Annotated in this window: 19 protein-coding genes and 1 tRNA gene; 8 read left to right on the forward strand and 12 right to left on the reverse strand. The window is 62.7% G+C overall.

The features are described 5' to 3' along the window. Nucleotides 1–37: 37 nt before the first annotated feature. On the forward strand, nucleotides 38–1,915 hold the full coding sequence (locus BW995_RS00720) for a DNA topoisomerase (RefSeq protein ID WP_076398058.1): 1,878 nt from the start codon (nucleotides 38–40) through the stop codon (nucleotides 1,913–1,915). On the opposite strand, the gene BW995_RS00725 is transcribed toward BW995_RS00720, so the two are convergent. The 3 genes from BW995_RS00725 to BW995_RS00735 form a co-directional block, all read right to left on the reverse strand. Continuing rightward, on the reverse strand, nucleotides 1,903–2,295 hold the full coding sequence (locus tag BW995_RS00725) for a bacteriohemerythrin (RefSeq protein ID WP_076398060.1): 393 nt from the start codon (nucleotides 2,293–2,295) through the stop codon (nucleotides 1,903–1,905). The two genes, BW995_RS00720 and BW995_RS00725, sit on opposite strands and share 13 nt — an antisense overlap. 103 nt (nucleotides 2,296–2,398) lie before the next feature. Next, the gene (locus BW995_RS00730; RefSeq protein WP_076398061.1) at nucleotides 2,399–3,259 is read right to left on the reverse strand and encodes a BKACE family enzyme; all 861 of its coding nucleotides are present in this window, start codon (nucleotides 3,257–3,259) and stop codon (nucleotides 2,399–2,401) included. Between the two features lie 27 nt (nucleotides 3,260–3,286). After that, complete coding sequence (locus BW995_RS00735) at nucleotides 3,287–4,183, reverse strand: MurR/RpiR family transcriptional regulator (RefSeq protein ID WP_084194467.1); 897 nt, start codon at nucleotides 4,181–4,183, stop codon at nucleotides 3,287–3,289. A 305-nt stretch (nucleotides 4,184–4,488) separates the two neighbouring features. On the opposite strand from BW995_RS00735, the gene BW995_RS00740 reads away from it, so the two are divergent. Continuing rightward, entirely contained in the window at nucleotides 4,489–5,004 is a 516-nt protein-coding gene (locus BW995_RS00740) for an adenine phosphoribosyltransferase (protein ID WP_076398064.1), read from the forward strand. A 48-nt stretch (nucleotides 5,005–5,052) separates the two neighbouring features. Here BW995_RS00740 and BW995_RS00745 read toward each other — a convergent pair whose 3' ends face one another. Together BW995_RS00745 and BW995_RS00750 are read right to left on the reverse strand one after the other, a co-directional pair. After that, nucleotides 5,053–5,724 (reverse strand): 6-phosphogluconolactonase, encoded by a 672-nt coding sequence (locus BW995_RS00745; protein ID WP_076398066.1) that lies wholly within the window; start codon nucleotides 5,722–5,724, stop codon nucleotides 5,053–5,055. 87 nt (nucleotides 5,725–5,811) lie between these two features. Continuing rightward, nucleotides 5,812–6,984 carry a saccharopine dehydrogenase family protein gene (locus BW995_RS00750; RefSeq protein ID WP_076398067.1) on the reverse strand — a complete coding sequence of 391 codons (1,173 nt, stop codon included), beginning with the start codon at nucleotides 6,982–6,984 and terminating at the stop codon, nucleotides 5,812–5,814. A 158-nt stretch (nucleotides 6,985–7,142) separates the two neighbouring features. On the opposite strand from BW995_RS00750, the gene BW995_RS00755 reads away from it, so the two are divergent. Further along, on the forward strand, nucleotides 7,143–7,604 hold the full coding sequence (locus tag BW995_RS00755; RefSeq protein WP_076398069.1) for an Lrp/AsnC family transcriptional regulator: 462 nt from the start codon (nucleotides 7,143–7,145) through the stop codon (nucleotides 7,602–7,604). Between the two features lie 67 nt (nucleotides 7,605–7,671). Then, nucleotides 7,672–8,367 (forward strand): hypothetical protein, encoded by a 696-nt coding sequence (locus tag BW995_RS00760; protein WP_139332704.1) that lies wholly within the window; start codon nucleotides 7,672–7,674, stop codon nucleotides 8,365–8,367. Here BW995_RS00760 and BW995_RS00765 read toward each other — a convergent pair whose 3' ends face one another. Further along, nucleotides 8,368–9,093 carry a GntR family transcriptional regulator gene (locus BW995_RS00765; RefSeq protein WP_076398073.1) on the reverse strand — a complete coding sequence of 242 codons (726 nt, stop codon included), beginning with the start codon at nucleotides 9,091–9,093 and terminating at the stop codon, nucleotides 8,368–8,370. 202 nt (nucleotides 9,094–9,295) lie between these two features. On the opposite strand from BW995_RS00765, the gene BW995_RS00770 reads away from it, so the two are divergent. Together BW995_RS00770 and BW995_RS00775 are read left to right on the forward strand one after the other, a co-directional pair. After that, nucleotides 9,296–10,501 carry a benzoate/H(+) symporter BenE family transporter gene (locus BW995_RS00770; protein ID WP_076398074.1) on the forward strand — a complete coding sequence of 402 codons (1,206 nt, stop codon included), beginning with the start codon at nucleotides 9,296–9,298 and terminating at the stop codon, nucleotides 10,499–10,501. 584 nt (nucleotides 10,502–11,085) lie between these two features. Further along, entirely contained in the window at nucleotides 11,086–11,328 is a 243-nt protein-coding gene (locus BW995_RS00775) for a DUF2312 domain-containing protein (protein WP_076398076.1), read from the forward strand. A gap of 328 nt (nucleotides 11,329–11,656) precedes the next feature. On the opposite strand, the gene BW995_RS00780 is transcribed toward BW995_RS00775, so the two are convergent. Next, complete coding sequence (locus BW995_RS00780; protein WP_076398078.1) at nucleotides 11,657–15,157, reverse strand: indolepyruvate ferredoxin oxidoreductase family protein; 3,501 nt, start codon at nucleotides 15,155–15,157, stop codon at nucleotides 11,657–11,659. A 315-nt stretch (nucleotides 15,158–15,472) separates the two neighbouring features. On the opposite strand from BW995_RS00780, the gene pncA reads away from it, so the two are divergent. Continuing rightward, nucleotides 15,473–16,114, forward strand: coding sequence for a bifunctional nicotinamidase/pyrazinamidase (gene pncA / locus BW995_RS00785; RefSeq protein ID WP_076398079.1), 642 nt, complete (start codon nucleotides 15,473–15,475; stop codon nucleotides 16,112–16,114). An 83-nt stretch (nucleotides 16,115–16,197) separates the two neighbouring features. On the opposite strand, the gene BW995_RS00790 is transcribed toward pncA, so the two are convergent. From BW995_RS00790 to BW995_RS00800, 3 genes are all read right to left on the reverse strand, one after another. Beyond that, nucleotides 16,198–16,632 carry a NifB/NifX family molybdenum-iron cluster-binding protein gene (locus BW995_RS00790; RefSeq protein ID WP_076398081.1) on the reverse strand — a complete coding sequence of 145 codons (435 nt, stop codon included), beginning with the start codon at nucleotides 16,630–16,632 and terminating at the stop codon, nucleotides 16,198–16,200. A gap of 81 nt (nucleotides 16,633–16,713) precedes the next feature. Next, nucleotides 16,714–17,538, reverse strand: a complete 825-nt coding sequence (locus tag BW995_RS00795) for an MBL fold metallo-hydrolase (RefSeq protein ID WP_076398082.1) — start codon at nucleotides 17,536–17,538, stop codon at nucleotides 16,714–16,716. Between the two features lie 159 nt (nucleotides 17,539–17,697). After that, a complete protein-coding gene (locus BW995_RS00800) occupies nucleotides 17,698–18,450 on the reverse strand; it encodes an SAM hydrolase/SAM-dependent halogenase family protein (protein WP_076398087.1) in 753 nt (250 codons plus the stop codon). 258 nt (nucleotides 18,451–18,708) lie between these two features. Between BW995_RS00800 and BW995_RS00805 the strand changes: the two genes are divergently transcribed. Continuing rightward, a tRNA-Glu gene (locus tag BW995_RS00805) sits at nucleotides 18,709–18,784 on the forward strand. Nucleotides 18,785–18,878: 94 nt separating this feature from the next. On the opposite strand, the gene BW995_RS00810 is transcribed toward BW995_RS00805, so the two are convergent. Continuing rightward, a complete protein-coding gene (locus tag BW995_RS00810; RefSeq protein WP_076398088.1) occupies nucleotides 18,879–19,763 on the reverse strand; it encodes a DMT family transporter in 885 nt (294 codons plus the stop codon). Nucleotides 19,764–19,973: 210 nt separating this feature from the next. After that, complete coding sequence (locus BW995_RS00815) at nucleotides 19,974–22,439, reverse strand: Rne/Rng family ribonuclease (protein ID WP_076398090.1); 2,466 nt, start codon at nucleotides 22,437–22,439, stop codon at nucleotides 19,974–19,976. Nucleotides 22,440–22,505 lie beyond the last annotated feature (66 nt).

Here is a 22,505-nt window from a genome sequence, read left to right on the forward strand (position 1 = left end):
GCAGTCCTTCTGCGTCCTGCTGTGGCTGCCTGTCCTGATGCGCCTGATCATTGCTGAAAAACCTCAAGTGGCGTCGGCAATTGCTGGTGCCTTTGCCGGGCCGGGCCATCCCGATGGAGCCAGCTTTCGCCTGTTGAATGGCGATCAGGTGACCTGGCTGTTCGGTCATGTCCTGCGGCTGGGCGACCCGGAAGACCATGACCCGGCGGTGGAACGCTGGTCGTGGGCGACGCTGCCGTTATCGTGGCCGGTCAGCCATCACCTTGTGCCGCAGTATGCCGACCATGTGCAGGCGGTGGTGGCGTTGGCCCGACAGGCCGAGGCCCTGATCCATGCCGGAGACCCCGATGCCGAAGGGCAACGGGTGGTTGACGAGCTGATTGACTGGGCCGGGCTGGAGCACCTGCCATGCTGGCGGGTGATGATCAACGACCTGACCCCCCAGCCGGTTCGTCAGGCGTTTGAACAGATGCAGGACAACCGCCTGTATCGACCGCTGTCGCGCTCGGTGCTGGTGCGGGCGGTGTGTGACCAGCGCTATGGCTATAACCTGACCCGCGCCTATACGCTGGCCGGACGGCAGCGCGGGGAGGGCGGGGTGCTGTCGGTTGGCCGGGTTCAGACGCCGATGCTGGGGTTGGTGGTCGCCCGCGACAGGGCCCATGAACAGCATCGTCCGCATACCGTCCATCACCTGCAGGCGTTGCTGTCCCTGCCGGGGGTGAGCGAACCGCTGTGGGCAGACTGGCTGCCGCTGGAAGACGATGGTCTGGATGATGACGGGCGGGTGGTGGACCCGGAGGTGGCCCGGCGGGCGGCGGAACAGGTGCGGGCTCCCGGTGCGCTGGTCCAGTCGGTGACGCAGGAGGATTTGGCCGCCGAGGTGCCGTTGCCCTATAACCTGCTGACCCTGCAGGCGGATGCGGCGGCGCTGCATGGCCTGTTGCCATGGCAGGTCAGCGACGCCACCCAACGGCTGCGCGATCACCACAACGCCATTACCTATAACCGTTCCGATTGCCGCTATCTGCACCCGCCCCGGCCCGAGGAGGCCGCTGCGGTGCTGGCATCGCTGGTGCCGTGGATGGAACAGGCCCGGCAGGCGGACGCCCATCATCGGGGCGCGGCGTTCGACAGTGCGCAGGTGGGGGCGCATCATGCGATTATCCCGACTGGCCGTGTTCCGTCACCATCGGCCCTGTCCGAGGCCGAACGGCAGGTTTATGACCTGATTGCCCGCCTGTATGTCGGCCAGTTCTTTCCGGCGCACCAGGGACGGGAAACGCTGGTGACGGTGGTCGCTGGCGGGCATCTGTTGCAGGTGGGGGGGCAAACCGTGCAGAGGTCGGGCTGGCAGGATGTTTTGATCCCCGGTCAGGGCCTCGAACCACAGGAGCGGGCACCGACCATCACCGGCCCGCTGGCCGAGGCTTTGGGCGCGGTGCGTCGTGGGCAACAGGCGACGGTCGTCGATGTGCGCGTTACACCGCGCCTGACACCGCCACCGCCGCGATACCGGGTGCAGACACTGTTGCTTGATCTGGCGCAGGTGGCCAGATATGTGCGTGACCCGGCGATCCGGCGGCTGTTGCTGGACAAGGACCGGGGCAAGGCGCATGAGCGCGGTGGGCTGGGAACGCCAGCAACGCGGGATGCGCTGTTACAGACGCTGATCCGGCGTGGATTGCTGGAGATCAACGGTCAGGAGGTCCGCTCGACCATGCGTGGCAAGGCGCTGTGTGCGGCCCTGCCACCGCTGGCAACCGGCCCCGATCTGACGGCGTTGTGGCACCACCTGTTCCGCCAGATTGCCGACGGCACCCGTACCGAGGACAGCGTTCTGGCCGAAATTGACGCCTTCATCGCTGACGAGGTGGCACGGGTGCGGCGAGCATCTCCAGCTCAGGCTACCTGACGAGCGGCAAAGGCGGCGGTGGCCGAGTCCATGGTGTTGCGGTGCAGGATGAACCATTGCGGCACCTGATCGCCGACATAGGCGCGGGCAAAGGCGATGTTGCCCTTGTCGACATGGGCGCGGAAGCGGCGCATTTCGGCCAGTACGCGGCCATGTTCGCCCTTGTGGCAATCGATGGCGAAAAAGCCGGTCTGCTCCATCAGGGCTTCTTCGCGGGCGAAGTGGGCCACGGTGTGATCATACAGACGATCAAACAGGGCGGGCAGGTCGGCATCACTGGCCGCGACGCAGGCATTGACCAGCGCCAGAAACTCTTCGTGGTCGTGGTCCATGAAATCGACGCCGACCGACAGATCGGGGGTCCAAGTCAGGGTGCTCATGATGGCTCTCCGAAAGGCTGTGTGCGATGACTGTTTGTCTCACAGGGGCGGGGGGAGCATCCTTGACCATAATCAAATTAAGGTCATTTTGCACGCGTGCTTGTTACGGGGCGAGCAGCGACCGCACACGGTCGGCGGTGGCCAGCGGGCGGGCCAGCAGGCGCGCGACCTCGGCTAGCCGCTGCAACGGCTCGGCGGGGGAGGCGGCAAGGCTGCCATCGGGACGCCACAGGTTGTTTTCAAAGCCCACCCGCGGGTGGCCTCCCAGACAGAGGGCGGCTGCGGCGCTGGCCGATTCTTCCGGGCCAAAGGCGCACAGGCTCCACGGGCGCGGGAACAGGCTGCTGCTTTGGGTGGCTTGCCAGCGGTCGATGAAACAGGCTGCATCGGTCGGGGTGGACCGCTGGCCGTCGGCATAGCGGCCCAGGACGAACAACGGGAACAGCGGACCATCGGGGATCAGGCCCCGGCGGAGCAGATCACCCAGCCAGATCACCTCGGCTGGAGCATAGAGAATCGGCTGGATCAGGCACCCTTGCTGATGCAGGTCTGCAAACAGCTCGGCGGCAGCACTTTCGTGGCTGCGGTCGGGGATGAATTCGCGCAGGGCAATCGAAACCGCTTCCGGGCGGGTGGCCCGGACGACAGCGCGCTGTTCTGCCGGACTGTAACGGCCAACGGCTTCAGTGGTGATCTGGATCACCAGCCGCTCCCCCACCTGCTGCCGGATGGCGGCGATGGCGTCGCGGTAGGCGTCGGCATCCAGCAGGTGGGTTCCGTCAGCGGCGCGAACGTGCAGATGCAGAATTGACGCCCCAGCCTCCAGACAGTTGGCAGCACAGCGGGCCAGTTCGGCGCTGGTCAGCGGGATGGCCGGATGGTCGGCGTGGGTGCGGCGGGCTCCGTTGGGGGCCGAGATCAGGATCACCGGATCGGGTGCCAGGGACAACGGAGCCGTGCTCATCGGAGGAGTCCTTTGTTGCGGGTGGCGTCAGACCCGGCGCTTGCGCTTGGGTTCCTGCCAATAGGCTTCAACTTGCCGCAATTGTTGTTCGCGGTCACGCAATGTTTCCACCGCGCCTTCGCCTGCGATGCAGGTCAGGGCACCGAGCACCTGTTGCAGCAGAGCCTGCGGGGCGACCAGCGAATGGAAAAAATTCGGGCTGGAGGTTTCGGCAATCAGCAGGTGGCGGGCATCATGGGCAATCGGCGCCGTCGGGCTGTCGGTGATGGCAATGACGGCGGCTCCGGCGCTGTGGGCCAGCTCGACCAGTTCGACGGTATCATGGGCATAGGGGCGGACGCTGAACACCACCAGACAATCCTGCGGCGCAATGCCGCGCAGGCCGTCAAGATAGGTGCCGCCCGCACCATCGACCAGCCGACAGTCCTCGCGCAGCATCGAACAGCCATAGTGAAAGGAATAGGCCAGCGAAAAACAACTGCGCAGCCCCAGCACATAGACCCGCCGGACCCGTGACAGGGTTTCGGCGGCGGCCAGAATGGTCGTGCGCTGTTTGTCGTTTTCACAACAGGCCATTTCCAGCGCGTTGAGATCGGCGTCGGCCATGTCCTTCAGCAGCGCCTCGAGTCCTTCACCGTTCTGGCGGGCGTGCAGGGCACGGGCGCGGGCTTCATAGGTGCCTTCGCCGCCGCGCAGCCAGTTGCGGTATGGTTCGCGTAGTTCCTCAAAGCCTTCAAAGCCAAGGGCGCGCGCCAGCCGGACCATCGTTGACGGCTTGACCCCGGCATGGGCCGCAAGACGGCGCATCGAGGTCAGGGCGACTTCTTCGGGGTGGGCGAGGAGGTAGCGGGCGCCCTGGCGCAGTTGTGGGCTGAGGCTGTCATAGGCTTGTTGCAACTGGGTAGTGATGACGTCAACGGTCACGATAGCCCTCGGAACGGACAGAACGGCCCTTGATGCTGCTCCGGGTCTTTTCCGCGCGGACAGACGGCATCAAGGAGATCCAGAGCCGGTCAGAATCCGCCAGCCTCTGGAAGCGAAACACACTATTGCTGCAGGTAAGCGTTTGCAACGACTGTTTCAATATGAAACATAGAGGCGTTGCTTATGCCGCAGGCCGTTTTTAGTCTTAACATCTGTGGTCAGAACGCCTAAGAGGTAGGAAACCGGCCTGCCCGATGAAAGCGGGCTGCTTCCTTTGGCTCTTGCGACGATCAGGGTTGCCTTTCATGGACATCAAAGACCATATCCGCAGCATTCCGGACTTTCCCAAGCCGGGCATCAACTTTTACGACATCTCCACCTTGCTGCGGCACCCTGATGCCTGGCAGGTGACCATGGGGCGGATGGCCAAGGCGATCAGCGTCTGGCAGCCCGACGTGCTGGCCGGGATCGAATCGCGCGGCTTCCTGACCGCGGCACCGCTGGCGCTGAAGCTGGGCTGTGGCTTTGTGATGGTGCGCAAGCGCGGCAAGCTGCCGGGCGAGACCATCAGTTACAGCTATGATCTGGAATATGGCAGCGACACCATCGAAATTCAGGCCGACGCGGTGAAGCCCGGCCAGCGGGTGGTGATCATGGACGATCTGCTGGCCACCGGTGGCACCGCTCAGGCAGCGGTCGAGCTGTTCCGCAAGGTCGGGGCCGAAGTGGTCGGCGTGTCGGCGATCATCGAACTGACCTTTCTGAACGGTCGCAGCCGTCTGGATGTGCCGGTCGAGGCGCTGGTGCAGTACGACGAATAACCTGTTGTTTTCCCATCCCCTGCCGCATCGCCACAGGGGATGGGTGACTCACGCATCCTGCGGACAGACCACCACCGCCGTCGGCAGGGGGCGTTGCAGGGCATGACAGACCGGCAGAATGGCATCATCCTGCGGGTTGTGCAGGGCGCGCTGCCACGGGCCAATCTTGTTGGCCCCAAACACCAGCACCACCAGATGGCCGACCTTGTGCAGGGCGTCGGCGCTCAGGCTGATCCGCCGCGCTGGCGGGCGGGGGGCGTCGGCAACGATGATCCAGTCCTGATCCTGCCGACGGTGCAGCCGCTGCGGGAACAGCGAGGCAATATGGCCATCATCGGCCATGCTGACCACTGCCACCGATGACGCCCAGTCAATCTGTCGGCTTTCGGCGGTCGCGGCCTGCTGCGCTTCATCCCACAGCGGCGTGATGGTCAGGCTGGCGGATACCATCTGGCGCAGGGCGGTATCATTGCGTTCCGGGTGATGGTCCGGCAGACAGCGTTCATCGCATGGCATGATCAGCGGGGCCTGCGCCAGTGCGGCAAGCGGTGTGATCAGTCGGGTCAGTACCCCGGCAATCGAGGCTCCGCCACAGACCAGCAACGCCTGTTGCTTGCCCGCCGCCACCGGATGACGGCCCAGAGCGTTCAGGACGGTGCGGGCAGCCCGGCTGTTGGCGGCACTGCGGACGGGATAGGGGCTGAGCGTCACGGGGGGCATGGATCACCCTGTACAAAAAGACAAAAGCGGCCCACGAAGTGTAGGCCGCTCTGTCGCGAGTGCAATATGTCTTCCGCGTTGTCTGTTTTATTGCGCGGCGTCTGCCAGCATCGGGGCCTGCCGGTAGGAGGCTCCGGCTTTCAGCGCGCCGCTGGCATCCTGCGGCGCATAGACCTTGCCAAAACGGTTGGACAGGAACAGGTCGAGCGGGATGTCTTCCTGTCGCACCAGCCCCTGATCGGGCAACGCTCCGGTGGCCAGCAGGTCAACCACCGCACAGATCGCCGAAGCGGTGGTCAACTGGATGGCGGTCAGGAAGCGGCCATGGACTTCGGCACCGTGGATGGTGGTGGTATAGGTCTGCTGCTGCAACTGACCATCGCGTTCACCGATGGCATTGCAGAACAGGATCACCATGTCCTGCTGGGTGCTGGGAATGGCATGGCGGAAGATTTCAGCCAGCAGGTCCGGTCGTTCGGACAGGCGCAGGTCCTGCAACAGCAGGCGAACGGCGTCGCGGTGGCCGGGGTAGCGGATCGAGCGATAGTTCAGGCTCTGCACCCGCCCGCTGAGGGTATCGGCCAGCGTCCCCAGCCCGCCCGAAGTGTTGAAGGCTTCGTAGTGAATGCCATCGACCGAGAACTCTTCCCGCTCGGCCAGCGCCGGAACCGAAGTCTTGTGGCCGTTGACCACCGCTTCGCACGGCTGGATGTACTCGTTGATCAGGCCTTCCGGGCTCCAGGTCAGGGCATAGTTCAGGCCGTTGGTCGGATAGCGCGGCAGGGCACCAACGCGCAGGTGCAGGCTCTTCAGGTGGTCAAAGCGGCGGGCCAGATCGCCCCCGATCACCGACACCGCCCCTGGAGCCAGACCACACTGCGGGATCAGGGCGCCGGGCTGGTTTTTGGTCGCCAGCGCCGAGACGATTTTGGTGCTGGCGACATCTTCGGTCAGGTCGAAATAATGCGCCCCCACCGCATGGGCCGCCTGCGCCACCAGCGCCGTCAGGCTGTACGGCAGGGCGTTGATCACCCCCCAATGCCCCTGACAGGCGGCACGCACCGCCGCCGGGTCGTGGGCATCAACCACCTCGCCGTCAATCGGCTGGCGGCTGGCAGCCGACAGCCCGGCCAGCGTTTCCAGTGACTCTGCCTTGCTGTCAACCAGCCGCACCCGATAGTCACCGGTTCCGGCCAGCAACAGCGCAATGGTCTGACCGATCCGGCCTGCTCCGAAAATCACCACCGACAGCTTTGACATGGGAATGCCTCCAAGGGGTTATGAGGTGTTGCTCTCCCTATGATATGACCGGAACGGGCTGTCGAAGTGAACCCTGCAGACCGTTGAAAAGCGGTGTTTGTTGCGACAGAATGACGATAGTTCCGACGAAATGACGGATGGCTTGGGGGGAAGACAGGATGAGCACATCGCCAACGGCCATCGGCTGGTCGAGCCTGGATGCGGTGGACCGCCGCCTGCTGGAATTGCTGGCCGTCGACAGTCGTCGCCCGACCGCCGAGCTGGCCCGTGATCTGGGGCTGGCGCGCAGTACGGTGCAAAGCCGACTGGACCGGCTGCGCGATATCGGGGTGATCCGGGCCTTTACCATCCGCCTGTCCGAACGGCTGGAGGCCGACACCATCAAGGCGCACATCATGCTGGCGGTCGGGCCGAAACAGTCGGCGGACGTGGTGCAGGCCCTGAAGCGCCTGCCCGAGGTCAAGGCCCTGCACGCCATCAGCGGTATCTTTGACCTGATCGCGGTGGTTCATGCACCGTCGGTGGTCGAGATGGATGCGCTGGTGGACCGGATCGGCCTGTTGCCGGGGGTGGAGCGGACGCAGACGGCGATTGTGCTGTCAACCCGCTTTGAGAGGTAGATAATAAATTTACATCTTATAAGTGTCATGTATCATCTTCCCGTCACGGTTGTTGTGGGGGATGGTGATGGGTGAAAAAATTGCGATTCTGAAAGTTTTGATCGTTGGGTTGATTGTGATGGGGGGATTGTTCTATCGCAAGAAGACGTGGCGGACGCGGGGCTTTTACGCCTCGGTGACGATGAATTCCGTGCTGTTCACCGCATTGGCGGTGGGGATCATTGTTGGCTATCTTTCTGATCTTGATGTTCTGTCGTCTTTGGGGACCAAGGAAATCCACCTGTCCGATTATATGGTGCTTGCGTCGCTGCCGGTCGGATTCGTGTTGTATGAACTGGTTTACAAGCACCAGTTCGGCTGGGGGCGAACGATTGCCGTCACGCTGGCCTGGACCTTCCTGTTTTCCGTGCTGGTTGGCAGTGGTGATCCGTCCTTGCAAAAGGCGGCCCTTGCGCTGGTGGTGGTCAGTGGCTGTTTTGCCTTGGGGATGATCAACGGTATTCTGGGGCCTGTCCTGCCTGCTCTGGCACTGGCGAAGGTTGCTGCCGCCCTGTTCTGGGGACCAGACCCGCAAGTCTGGTCAATGGCTGGTATCGTTGATACGGTGCAGAATGCCGCTGATCTGGGGCTGGATGCTCTCAAAATCCTGCCTGCCGGGGTGAAGTTTGCCGGGGCGGTGCTGTTGGTGGTGCTGGGGATGGGCGAGGCATTCCAGTTTTACGGGCTGAAGCCTGTGTTTGACCGTCTGTTTGACCACAGTTGATCAGCGGGAGTCTTCGCGCACGTCCTGACGGCAGGCGAAAAACTCCCGCAACGCCTGATCCGCCGTTGCCAGATGGCGGATCAGCACTGCTTCGGCAGTGGTGATGTCCCGTGCGGCACAGGCATCCAGCAGGGCATGGTGATCGTCCTGTTTCAGATGATCCCACCCCAGCGCCGATAACTCAAAACGCAGATAACGATCAAAGACCGCCATGTGCTGTTCGACCAGCGCCAGCAGGCGCGGGCTGTTGGCCTGCGCGTACAGGGTCATGTGAAAGCGGCGGTTGAGGTCGCCCATGCGGGCGAGATCGCGTTCCTGATCCATGTCGTGGATGGCGTCGGTGGCCCGCAGCAGGTCGGCTTGCGTCAGGTGGGGCAGGGACAGGCGCAGGGCGGCTGGTTCCAGTGCCATGCGGACGGCGAACAGGTCGCTGGCGTCGGCGGCAGAAATCGAGGTCACCACCGCCCCCTTGTGCGGGGTGAAGTCGATCAGCGCCTGCGATTCCAGTTGGCGCAGGGCTTCGCGCACCGGCATCCGGCTGACTCCGAACTGCTGGGCCAGTTCTTCCTGCCGCAACGGGGTGCCGCCGGGGATGGCTCCGCTCAGGATGCCGTCCCGCAAGGTGAATTCAACAAATTCGGTGGCGGTCCGAAAGCGCGGCTTGCTGCGAGCAATCAGCGCATCGAGGGACGGGACGGCGGGGTTTTCCGGTGAAGGGCTTGTCATGCTGGCTCGGATGTGGTGAATTGGATCCAATCTTACAAAGGCTAGTCTGGAGCAGTGAGCGCAAAAGTGGGAACCGGTTTTGCGCATCGTCACTGCGGCACATCAAAAGGCTAGACCAGTGTGCGTCAGGGTTAACGCACACTGGTCTAGCGTATCTGCGCCCGGCTGTCCTGCCTCATTCTCCTGCTGTGGATGTCGTCCCATGTCGTCTTCTACTTCTGTGCCGTTCGGGCAGGCGTTGTCTGTCCAGACCCTCACCACCGGCCTGATCGCCGGTATGGTCGGCTTTGGCAGCTCGTTTGCGGTGGTGGTGCAAGGGTTGCTGGCTGTCGGAGCCTCGCCGGAGCAGGCAGCCTCTGGCCTGACCGCCACCTGTTTGCTGATGGGGCTGGCCGGGATCGTGTTCAGCCTGAAGCTGCGCCAGCCGATCAGCGTCGCCTGGACCACGCCGGGGGCGGCGCTGCTGGCGGCCACCGGGGCGGTGGATGGTGGCTTTGCCGCTGCCGTCGGGGCGTTCATGCTGGTGGGGGTGTTGATCGTCATCTGCGGGCTGTGGCGTCCGCTGGGAACGTTGATCCAGAAAATACCGACCTCGATTGCCAGCGCGATGCTGGCCGGGGTGCTGTTGCCGCTGTGTCTGGCCCCGTTTGCCGCCTTGAAGGCCATTCCGCATCTGGCGGTGCCGGTGCTGGCGGTGTGGGTGGTGACCAGCGTCTTTTCCCGCCTGTATGCCGTGCCGCTGGCGGTGGTGGTGGCGGTGCTGCTGATGGCCTTTCCCGAACTGGTCGGCGGGACGGCTCCGGCGGCGGTGTCGCTGGCTCCGGCCTTGGCGCCGGTGCTGCCGACCCTGACCAGCGGGGCGGTGATCGGCATTGCCATTCCGCTGTTTCTGGTCACCATGGCCTCGCAGAACGTGCCGGGGCTGGCGATTCTGGCCGCCAACGGCTATCGCCCCAACGCCGGGCCGCTGTTTGTCGGCACCGGAGCCGGGTCGGTGCTGTCGGCAATCGGTGGCGGGGTGTCGATCAATCTGGCCGCCATCACCGCTGCCCTCTGTGCCGGGCCGGAGGCATCGCCGGAGCCGCGCCATCGCTATGTGGCGGCAGTGGTGACCGGGGCGGCCTATGTGGTGCTGGCAGTGGTGTCGGCGGCAGCGGCGGCGCTGGTGTCGCAATCACCGCCGCTGCTGATTCAGGCGGTGGCCGGGCTGGCGTTGATGAATGCCTTTGCCGGGGCGGCGGTGGCCGGGTTTCAGGAGGCCAACGACCGCTTGCCCGCCGCCGTTACCTTTTTGATCACCGCGTCCGGGCTGTCGTTCGCCGGCATTGGTCCGGCGTTCTGGGGCTTGCTGGCCGGGCTGGTGTTCCGCGCCCTGCTGATGATCCGAACGGCTCCGGCGGGGAAATAGAGCATTGTGCGAAAAGTGGGTACCGGTTTTCGCAAAAACAATGCGACACAACAAACGAGCATTGTGCGAAAAGTGGGTACCGGTTTTCGCATCAACAATGCGGCATGAAAGACCTGGCATTGTGCGAAAAGTGGGTACCGGTTTTCGCAACAGCAATGCGGCATGAAAGACCTGGCATTGTGCGAAAAGTGGGAACCGGTTTTCGCATCAACAATGCGACAGAACAAAAGGTTAGACCAGCGTGCATCAGGCTTGACCACAGTACATGACAATAAGGAAACAAGGACGTGGAGCGCTGCTCCACACCTCGCTGGGGCCTTGAGGCCCCAGACCCCATTAGTTTGATATTGAAAGAAAAAATGGGGGTCCGGGGGCATCGTCCCCCGGGCAGGTGCGGGCGGCAGTCCGCTATTCTCCACCAACGGTCGTGTACTGTGAGCCTTGACGCACGCTGGTCTAGCCGGGGCTTGATTGCGGCGCGGGGGGTCGGTATGGTGCGGCTCAAATTCAGTGGGCGGCGGTGGTGCTGCCCGGTTTGCGCCGCCCCGGCTGGCGGGCCAACCTTCAAGCCAAGGTAGGATAACATGGAAGCTATGGATACAGCGGCGGCCGAGCAGCTCCGCTCGTTCGTTGAACGCATTGAACGTCTGGAAGAAGAAAAGGCGAACCTCGCCAGCGATATCAAGGACGTTTACTCCGAAGCCAAGTCGATGGGCTATGATGTCAAGAGCATCCGCAAGCTGGTCTCCTTGCGCAAAAAGAAGCCCCACGAGCTGGAAGAAGAAGAGCAGATCCTGACCCTGTACCGCATGGCGGTCGGCGTCTGATCCAATAAAAAACCCTCCGAATCGCTTCGGAGGGTTTTTTTAGAGCAGCGTGCGTTAAACCGGATGCCACAGTACACGACAGTAAGGAAACAAGAGCGGGCTACCGTCCGAGCCCGTTTGGGGCCTAAGGCCCCAAACCCCCACTTTTTCTTTTATGATCAAAGGAATGGGGCCCGGGGCCTAAAGGCCCCGGCGAGGTTTGGAGCAGCGCTCCATGATCTTTTTGTTTTGTGTCGTGTACTGTGACCGGATGCAGGCCCGCTGCTCTAACCTTTTATTTCGCCGCATTGTTTTTGCAAAAACCGGTTTCCACTTTTCGCACAATGCTCTATTCCGCCGCTTCCCGCCACGGCGTCGGCAAGGGTGTCGGAGCCGGGTGGTCGAACTGTTCCAGCAGGCCGTGCTTGCGCTGGTCGGCCTTGGCTTTGGCCTGTTCCAGCACCGGACCATAGCCCCGGATTGACAGCGGCAGTTCGGCCAGGTCGACGGCGGCGGCGTGGTTGTCGCGCCCCAGCCCTGCCAGCAGATGCTCGACCAGCGCCAGATACTCGGTGCGCAGGCTCCGCTGCAACACCCGCTCGGCGGAATGGCCGAAGGGGTCGAACCAGTGGCCGCGCAGGCCCTTGCCCTTGGCCAGCAAGCGGAACAGCGGGCCGATCCACGGGCCGAAGGTGCGCTTGCGGGCCCGTCCGCTTACCGGGTCGATGCGGCTGACCAGCGGCGGGGCCAGATGATAGGACAGCGTGACCGGCCCGTCGAACTGGGCGGCCAGTGCCTTGGCAAAGCTGCCATCGCTGTACAGGCGGGCGACCTCGTATTCATCCTTGTAGGCCATCACCTTGAATGCCGCCCGGGCTACTGCATGGGTCAGGGTGGTGCTGCCGGGGATGACCATGTTTTCCCGCTGTTGCACGCGGGCAACCAGCGCCCGGTACTGTTCGGCATAGCGGGCATCCTGATAGGCGGTCAGGATATCGACCCGGCGGGCAATGGCTTCGTCCAGCGAGGCGGACAGCCGCCGGTGGGGCAGGGTCTCATCGCTGCGCGGAGCACAGAGGGCGGTGACCGCCGCCAGATCCTGCGCTGCCCGCCGTCCCCACCAGAAGGCGCTTTTGTTGAAATCAACAGCCGCGCCGTTCAGCTCGATGGCCCGCAGCAGGGCGTCTTCGCCCAGCGGCAACAATCCTTGCTGCCAGACATAGCCGACCAGAAACAGGTTGGTGGCCAGACTGTCGCCCAGCAGGGTGGTGGCCAGCGTGCTGGCATCGACATAGCTGACCGCCTGCGCGCCGATGGCGTCGGCAATCACCCGGCGCACATCGTCGGCGGGGAATGGCATGTCCGGGTTGCGGGTGAAGTCGGCGGTCATCACCTGATGGCTGTTGATCACCGCCCGCGTATAGCCCTGGCGCATCTTGCGCACGGCGTCATAGCCGCCAGCGGTCAGCATGTCGGCCCCCAGAATCAGGCGGGCATTGCCAGCGGCAATCCGCACCGCATGCAGGCGGTCGGGGTGAGCGGCAATGCGGACGTGGCTGACCACTGCGCCGTTCTTTTGCGCCAGCCCGATCTGGTCGAGCACCGACACGCCTTTGCCTTCCAGATGGGCCGCCATCCCCAGCAGGGCCGAGATGGTCACCACTCCGGTTCCGCCGATGCCGGTGATGACAATGCCATAGGGCTCATCATCGCACGACGGCAAGGTGGGGGTGGGCAGGCTGACTTGGGCCTGTGCCTTGCCGTCGGCGGCGGTGCGGGTACGGATGGTGCCGCCGGTGACGGTAACAAACGACGGGCAAAAGCCTTTCAGGCAGCTATAGTCCTTGTTGCAGGCCGACTGGTCGATGGTCCGCTTGCGGCCCAGTTCGGTTTCCATCGGGGCGACGGCGACGCAATTGGACTCGGTGCCGCAATCGCCACAGCCTTCACAGACCTGTTCGTTGATGAACACCCGCTGCGGCGGGTCGGGCATCTTGCCGCGTTTCCGCCGCCGCCGTTTTTCCGCTGCGCAGGTCTGGTCATAGACCATGATGGTGACGCCGGGGGTGGTGCGCAGTTCCTTTTGTACCGCGTCCAGGTCGTCGCGGTGGCGGATGGTGGTGCCACTGGCGAATCCGGCGTTGGCCGGGTACTTGTCCGGCTCGTCGGTGACCACCACGATTTTGCTGCATCCTTCGGCGGCCACCTGTTGGGTGATCAGCGGCACCGACAGCGGGCCGTCGAACGGCTGGCCGCCGGTCATCGCCACCGCGTCATTGAACAGGATTTTATAGGTGATGTTGACCTTTGCCGCCACCGCCTGCCGGATTGCCATCAGCCCGGAATGGTAATAGGTGCCGTCGCCCAGATTGGCAAAGATATGGGTTTCATCGGTGAACGGAGCCTGCCCGACCCACGGCACGCCTTCGCCGCCCATGTGGGTGTAGGTGGCGGTGCTGCGGTCCATCCAGGTGACCATGTAATGGCAACCGATGCCGCCGACCGCGCGCGAGCCTTCGGGGACTTTGGTCGAGGTATTGTGCGGGCATCCGGCGCAGAAATAGGGAATGCGGCGGGTGGTGACGATCGGGTTGGATTGCGACTGCTCTTTTTCCTCAAGGAACTGCAGGCGCTGGCGGATCGACGGCGCGGTAACGAACTGCTCGATGCGGCTGGCCAGCACCCGCGCCACATGGGCCGGGCCGAGTTCCCCGGCAGAGGGCTGAATCCACTCGCCTTTTTCATCGAATTTGCCAACGACGCGCGGGCGAACGTCTTCGCGCCAGTTGTAAAGCTGTTCCTTCAACTGGTTTTCGATCATCGCCCGCTTTTCTTCGACGACAATGATTTCTTCCAGACCTTCGGCAAAGGCGCGCACGTCGTCGCGGTTCAGCGGCCACGGCATGCCGACCTTCAGCACGCGCAGGCCGATCTGCGCCGCCAGCTGTGGCGTCACCCCCAGATCATCCAGCGCCTGCCGCACATCGAGATAGCTTTTGCCGGTGGTGACGATGCCAAGCCGGGGATTGGGGCTGTCGATCACCACCCGGTTCAGGCCGTTGGCGCGGGCAAAGGCCAGTGCGGCATACAGCTTGTAGCGCATCAGGCGGTATTCCTGCGCCAGCGCGGTATCCGGCCAGCGGATATGCAGGCCATCGGCAGGCATGTCGAATGGCGGTATGACCAGCTTCAGGCGGTCGGGATCGACATCGACCGAGGCCGAGCTGTCCATCACCTGTGTCAGACATTTCAGCGCCACCCAGCAGCCGGAATAGCGGCTCATCGCCAGCCCGATCAGGCCGTAATCAATCACTTCCTGCACGTTGGCCGGATGCAGCACCGGGATTTGCAGGTCGGCAAAGGCATATTCGGTCTGAAAGGCGACGGTGGAGGATTTGGCGGCGTGGTCGTCCCCGGCCAGCAGCAGAACGCCGCCATGGGGCGAGGTTCCGGCCATGTTGGCATGGCGGAACACGTCGCACGAGCGATCCACGCCGGGGCCTTTGCCGTACCACATGCCAAACACGCCATCGTAGCGGGCCCCCTGGAACAGGTTGACCTGCTGGCTGCCCCAGACGGCGGTGGCGGCGAGGTCTTCGTTGACGCCCGGCTGGAAGTGGATGTTGCGCTCTTTCAGGTGTTGGCTGGCCTTGACCAGCGTGCTGTCAATCCCGCTGAGCGGCGAGCCGCGATAGCCGGAAATGAAGCCTGCGGTATTCAGTCCCTGCGCCTGATCACGGTCTCGCTGCATCATCGGGATTCGGGCCAGCGCCTGAATGCCGCTGAGGTACACCCGGCCTTTGCCGACGGTGTATTTGTCATCGAGGGTAATGTTGACATTGATCGTCATGGGCCGATGCTCCCTGTTCACGGGCCGGTGGTGACGAAAGTCAGGACGGGATGGCTGGGCCATTCTGTTTTTTATGCCGTCCTGTCTGGTAATTTATGCTGTGTTTTCAGACTGTTCAATCGGGCTTGGCGGAACTGTGAAATAACGCAATAATCTGCTGAGGTATTCCGGATGGCGGATATATTGTTTCTTTGGAAACCATCTGTCGGGTGAGAAAGTTTCGTTTGAAATTTATTGTGCGGCACGGAAACTGCTGAGTGCGGTGCGCAAGATCGGATAGGATTCCGCAGGCCAACTTTATTGCAGGGGGATGCAATGGCGTTTCTGCCAACCGATGTGCTGCTGATCATTGATGTGCAAAACGACTTTTGTCCGGGGGGCGCTTTGGCGGTGCCGGAGGGTGATGCAGTGGTGCCGGTGATCAACGGCCTGATTGCCGAGGCGATGCAGGCCGGGGCGGCTGTTGTGCTGACGCAGGACTGGCACCCGGTCGGGCATGGCTCGTTTGCCTCGTCACATGCGGGCCGTCAGCCGTTCGAAACCATCACCATGCCCTATGGTGAGCAAGTGTTGTGGCCGAATCATTGTGTGCAGGACAGTCTGGGAGCGGCGTTCCATCCCGATCTGCGCAGCGGGGCGGCGCAGGCGATCATCCGCAAAGGCGGAACGCCGACGGTCGATTCCTACTCGGCCTTCTTTGAAAACGACCATCAGACCGCCACCGGCCTGCAAGGGTATTTGCAGGCGCGGGGCGTGACGCGGGTGATCGGCTGTGGCCTCGCCACCGACTATTGCGTCAGTTACTCGCTGCTGGATGCTCGCGCCATCGGGTTGCAGGCGGTGCTGATCGAAGATGCCAGCCGGGGGATCAACCTTGACGGCTCGGTCGGGCGGGCGCTGGCGGCGTTGGCGCAGGCGGGGGTGACGATCACCACCGCGCAGCGTTTTTGCCCGTAAGTCAGTACGTGGCTTGGGCGCTAGAGCAAATCCCGAGCAGATGGCTCCATCTGCGACGACGTATTTGCTGAAAATACAAGATATTAGAGCATTTGAAGTGATCCAGAGAGAACGGAAAATGCTCTAAGGGACAGGCGGGTCTGTGACTGGCGAGACCGTTGTTCTTCGCGCCGCAGCCAGCGCGGTGGGCGTTGGCGCAGGCGGCTGACCAGATCTTCCAGCGCCTCGGAAATCGGGCGGTTGGCGTAGGACCGCACCGCCTGAATGTGCAGACTGTTCAGGCGGGCCGAGGCTTCGAGGCCGATATCCTGCACAAACACCAGCGAACAGCCGCGCAGGGTGCGGATTTTGGCCGCCAGCTTGGCCGGGTCGCCGTCGGCCTGCAACGGCCCGCGAAAGCGGTGGGTGCGGACCAGATGATAGCCCTCGGCGCTGATGTCAAAGAACATCATGTGCTTGGCCCAGCCGAAATGGGCATCAATCCGCGTCAGATCCTGAGTGGCAACCGCAACCCGCATGGCTCGCCTCCTTTTTATATCCCAATGAATATAACGAATGGCAAAAACAAAGCCAGAGGAAAAGTGCGGTTGTCCTCTGGCTCAGGCGAGAGTCAGTTCCAGATTGTCGCGGGCCACCAGCGCGCCAGACCACAGGGTGCGGGCTTCTTCTTCCAGACGTTCCATGAACTGGTCGTCGTGGTCGGGGTCATGGTGGAAAATGGCCAGCCGCTTGGCATCGGCCTGACGGCACAGGCGGACGCCTTCCTGCCATGTCGAATGGCCCCAGCCGACTTTGGCCGGGAATTCGCTGTCGGTATAGGTGCTGTCATAGATCACCAGATCGGCACCGGCGATCAGGTCCAGAATGGTCTGGTCCGGCTGGCCGGGGATGTGCTCGGTGTCGGTGACATAGCAGACCGAGGCCCCTTTGTAATCAATCCGGTAGCCGGTGGCGCCATTGGGGTGGCGCAGGGGGGCGGTGCGGACCAGCACCCCCGGTTCGGGTTCAAGGGTTTCGCCCTGCGTGAAGTCGATGAATTCCAGAGTGGCCTGCAACGCATCGAGCGGAACCGGGAAGGTCGGGTTGGCCATCTGGTTGGCCAGCACATGATAAATGCCGCCCATCTCTTGCAGGTGACCGGCATAGATGCGGAAGTGGCGGTTGGCCTGAAACGCCGGAGCAAAGAACGGAAAGCCGTTGATGTGGTCCCAATGGGTGTGGGTCAGCATCAGGCTGCTGCGGCGGATGTCGCGGCGCAGGATTTCATGGCCCAGCCCGCGAATGCCGGTGCCTGCATCAAAAATGATGGTGTGGTCGTCAAGGGTGACCTGCACGCAACTGGTGTTGCCACCATAGACGACATGGTTCGGGCTTGGGCAGGCGATGCTGCCCCGGACTCCCCAGAACTTTACGTGCAAGCTCATTGTTGGACCACCGTTGCTGCGCCCGTCAGGCCGTTCATACCAATGACTGTGATGATGTCCCCAGAATGGGGCAGAATCCGTTTAAATTTACCTAAAGTTTTAGGAAAGGTCGCTTTGTGTCTCAAGGGAAAGGATTTTTTGGTTATCAGAGGCAGGGAGTCAGAACGAGACATGATCGCCAATCCCCCCGTGCCAGTGAGTCGCCACGCTGCCGCCATTGAGGGCAATCTCAATCAGGCCGTTACTGTTGACGTACCAGAAACCGCTCTGCGGTGGGACCGCGCCAAAGGTTGTCGCCGCACGGACGCGGTGATCCCGGCAGGACAGAACGGCATCAGCAGCAAGAACCGACGGGCGCAGGCCGGTGATGGCGTTGCCGTAATGGTCGAGATAGACGATTTCGGCCAGATCGTCGGGCCAGTGTGGGCGGTCAAGCTCGGTCGGGGGAAGGGGGGCTGCGTACAGGCACCCCGCCGTCGGCTCTGCTGCCGGGCGTTCGCCACGCGCAAGGGCCGCCGCCACCGGGGCAAACAGGTCGCGGCCATGAAAGCTGGCGCTGAGGGTTTCCGGACGCCAGAGGATTTCCCACGCCTCGACGGTTTTTGCCCGGCGGACGATCTGCGCAAACAGGCCGTTATCGGGGCCGACGAACCAGCCCTGCGCTGTGCGAACGATAACCGCTTTGCGGTCGGTGCCGACGCCGGGGTCCACCACGCACAGAAACACGCTGTCAGCAGGAAAGGGCGTCCGGCAATAGGCCGGAAGCAGGTATGATGCCCGATAGGGATCAAACACCGGAAGATCGGCGAACAGGTCAATCCGTGGCACAGAGGGGGCATTGAGGGCGAGGACCGCATGCATCTGGCCCATGTACGGGCCTGCAAGGCCGAAGTCTGTCGCCAAAATCAGCATGGTTGCCCGGTCACTCCCCTGCGCGAATGGTGATAACGTATTGTCCTGATTGAAGTTTTTTGAAAGGCTTCCGCCCGAAAGAACGGCGATTGTGGCCGATGGATCAGGGCCAACCTGTGACGGTCGTCACGCAACCAGAAATTTATTTCACTTGGGTATTAAGGACCATGGGTTTGTTTTTATTGTTTTTTTGCCCGATGGTGAAGAAATGTCTTGCCAGATGTCTGGCCGATGCGTATAAACCGCCCACGCCTCGACGTCCCCATCGTCTAGAGGCCTAGGACACCGCCCTTTCACGGCGGCGACCGGGGTTCGAATCCCCGTGGGGACGCCAACTTTCGAGGACATCAACGCTTCTTGCAGCCCTGAGGGGACAGCAAGAGGCGATTTTTGTTTTTGGGCCTGAAGGCACCTGACCTCCATTCTTTTCACGATTTGCGCATCACGAGATAGATGCCTGCAATGGCCAGCAGCATCCCCGGAATGGCGGTCAGGGCGAAGGGTTCGCCCAGCACCACAAAGGCGATGATAGCCGTTAATGGTGGGACGAGGAAGAACAGCGCTGAAACCCGCGATGCTTCGCCATGACGGACCATCGCGAGCAGGAGCGAAATGGCGAGCAAGGAATTTCCGAAGACTAGATAGCTCAGGGAACCGATGAGCGGCCATGACCATGTGACGGTCATTGGTTCAAGGCAATAGGCCAGCGGGGCGGCAATAGCCAGGCCTATTGAATACTGCACAAGGTTTGCGGCAAGCGGATGCGTTGGAACGGAGAACCGCTTTTCCGTCAGGGTACTGGCCGCCATGGAAAACAGCGCCAAAACACCGAACAGGATGCCGACAGGGGATGTTGCCGTCGTGGTTGCATTGGCGAGAATGACGATTGCCGCGCCGCTCACCCCGAGGATCAGGCCAAGCCAGCGTGTCCGTGACACCCGTTCCCCGGCGAGGGTGGGGGCCAGCAGGCCCATCAGGATGGGCTGTTGGCTGGTGATCAGGGCGACCGCCCCAGCCGTGAGGCCGTAGCGCAGGCTGAGGTAGGTAAAGGCAAAATACCCGGCTTGCAGAAACAGGCCGACGCCGATCAGGGCTCCCCATCCTCGTTTTGTTGATGGAAACACGGGCCTGATCAGAAGTATCGGAATGAGCAGCGCGCCGACAACAAGGACATATCTCAGTGCCAGAAATGTCAGGGGATCAGCATAGGCAAGCCCCATTTTGAGAAAAACAAAGCCGCTTGCCCAGAGAATCAGGAAAACAGCGGGGAAAAATGCCCTGTATTTCTGAATTTGAGGTGCCTCATGTATCAAGAGCGCAAGCTATGATCATGCGGAAGGCAATCGCTAAATTCTATCTGAAAAAGTACCGGGGCCTGGGGCCTCAAGGCCCCAGCGGGGTGTGGGGCGGAGCCACACGACTTTTTCCTCTTCCCCTTCCCCGCAGGCATAAAAAAACAGGGTGCTTTCCATGTCCAACGGACGACGAAAAGCACCCTGCTTTTGTTTCAGGCTGGAAGAGCCTTACCGGCTCCACCACCCACGGCGCGGCTTGGCGTCGGCAGCCGGGGCGGCTGCGGCGACTTCGACCGGCTTGCTGGTGGCGACTTCGGCCACGGCTTCAGCGACCGGCTCGACCGCTGCCACCGGGGCAGGGGCCTCAATCACCGGAGCTTCCACCACCGGAGCGACAACCGGAGCCTCAACAACCATCGGCGCCGGGGCGCTTTCGGGCTGGGCGTCGATGGTCACCGCCGGAGTGCTGGTGTCGCGGGTGCCAGCGGCACGGCGAACACGGCGGCGGCGCGGGCGCTCGCTGCTTTGCGAGGCGTCGTCGTCTTCGGCCTGCTCCACCACAGCGTCAACAACGACAGCGACCGGAGCCTCAGCCGGGGCGTCTTCGAGCGGGGCGGCAACCTTGGTGGCACCGTCGGCACCGATGTCTTCGGCATCAATGGCGCGGTCTTCTTCGCCGTTGGCCTGTTCATCGTTGCCATCGCCACGACGACGGCGGCGACCACCACGACGGGAACGGCGGCGGCGGCGGTTTTCACGCTCTTCCTCGGTGGTCGCTTCGCTGGCGTCGTCTTCGGCGCCATCGTCCTGACCATCTTCGTCCTGCCCGTCTTCGTCCTGGGCGTCGCTGTCGCTGCCCGTAGCCTGAGCGTCATCGCCGTCTTCGTAGCGCCGACGACGCTTGCGACGCTTGCGGCGCTTGCGGTCCCCGTTGCCGGTGTCACCGGTTTCGCTGGTGTCTTCGTCGCTGTCAGCGCCGAGGGTGATGGCGTCTTCGGCATCTTCCGGCTCGATGGCTGCCGAGGCCGACACCACCGCCTGCGCGGGCAGATCTTCGACCGGGCGGTCGTCGCCAGCGCGCAGCGGCAGGGCTTCGGCCTTGACTTTTTCCATCCGGTAATCGGGGCTGATCAGGGTATCGTCGCCCCGCAGATAGACATTGAAGTCATAGCGGGATTCGATTTCAGCCAGTGCCGAACGCTTGTTGTTGAGGATGTAGAGGGCGACCGGGGTCGCCACCGAGACGACGATTTCGGCCGAGCGGCGGCGGACGCCTTCTTCCTCGATCACGCGCAGGATGTGGACAGCGGCACTTTCGACCGACCGCACCACGCCCGAGCCCTTGCAGTGCGGGCAGACTTCGAAGCTGGTTTCCTGCAACGACGGGCGCAGGCGCTGACGCGACAGTTCCAGCAGGCCGAAGTGGCTGATGCGGCCCATCTGGATGCGGGCGCGATCCTGCTTCAAGGCTTCCTTCAGCTTGCGTTCGACGGCGGCGTTGTTGCGGCTCTCCTCCATGTCGATGAAGTCGATCACAATCAGGCCGGCCAGATCGCGCAGACGCAACTGACGGGAAATTTCCTCGGCGGCTTCGAGGTTGGTCTTCAGCGCCGTTTCCTCGATGTGCCGTTCCTTGGTGGCGCGGCCCGAGTTGACGTCGATGGCAACCAGCGCTTCGGTCTGGTTGATGACGATATAGCCGCCCGACTTCAGATGGACGGTCGGGCTGTGCATGGCGTCAAGCTGGCTGTCCACCTGATAGCGGTGATACAGCGGCATGGTGTCGTCGCGATAGGGCTGGACTTTTTTGGCGTGGCTGGGGGTCAGCAGCTTCATGAAGTCCTTGGCCAGACGATAGCCTTCTTCGCCATCGACCAGCACCTCTTCGATGTCCGACGAGTAAACGTCACGGATGGCGCGCTTGATCAGGCTGCCTTCTTCGTGGATCAGGGCCGGGGCGCGCGATTGCATGGTGGTTTCGCGGATCTGGTTCCAGGTCCGCATCAGGTATTCATAGTCGCGCTTGATTTCGGCCTTGGAGCGTTCCTGTCCGGCGGTGCGCAGGATGACGGCCATCGAGGTCGGGCTGTGCAGCTCGCCCATGATCTGTTTCAGGCGCTTGCGGTCGGCCAGACTGGTGATCTTGCGCGACACGCCACCCCCGCGCGAGGTGTTGGGCATCAGCACGCAATAACGACCGGCGAGGCTGAGGTAGGTGGTCAGCGCTGCGCCCTTGTTGCCGCGTTCTTCCTTGACCACCTGCACCAGCATGATCTGGCGGCGCTTGATGACTTCCTGGATTTTGTAGTCACGCAGCGAACGGGAACGCGAGCGCGGGGCTTCGTCGTCCTGATCGTCGCCGCCGAGGTTGTCAACGTCGTCGTCTTCGTCGTCATCGCGTGCGGCTTCGGCGGCCTGGGCTTCCATCAGGGCCTGACGGTCGGCCTGCGGGATCTGATAATAGTCGGGGTGGATTTCGCTGAAGGCGAGGAAACCGTGGCGGTTTCCGCCATAGTCCACAAAGGCCGCCTGAAGTGACGGCTCCACGCGGATCACCTTGGCGAGATAGATGTTGCCCTTCAGCTGCTTTTTGGTTGACGTCTCGACGTCAAGCTGTTCCAGCCGGGTTCCATTGACGACAACAACGCGCGTTTCTTCGGCGTGCGTTGCATCGATAAGCATACGCTTGACCATTAACCGTGTAACTCCGTGTCACCGCGTCATCCCCCTGCAGGAGGGCATGGATGCGCGGGAAATCGT

The sequence above is a fragment of the Insolitispirillum peregrinum genome (assembly GCF_900156605.1).
GTDB lineage: Bacteria > Pseudomonadota > Alphaproteobacteria > Rhodospirillales > Rhodospirillaceae > Insolitispirillum > Insolitispirillum peregrinum.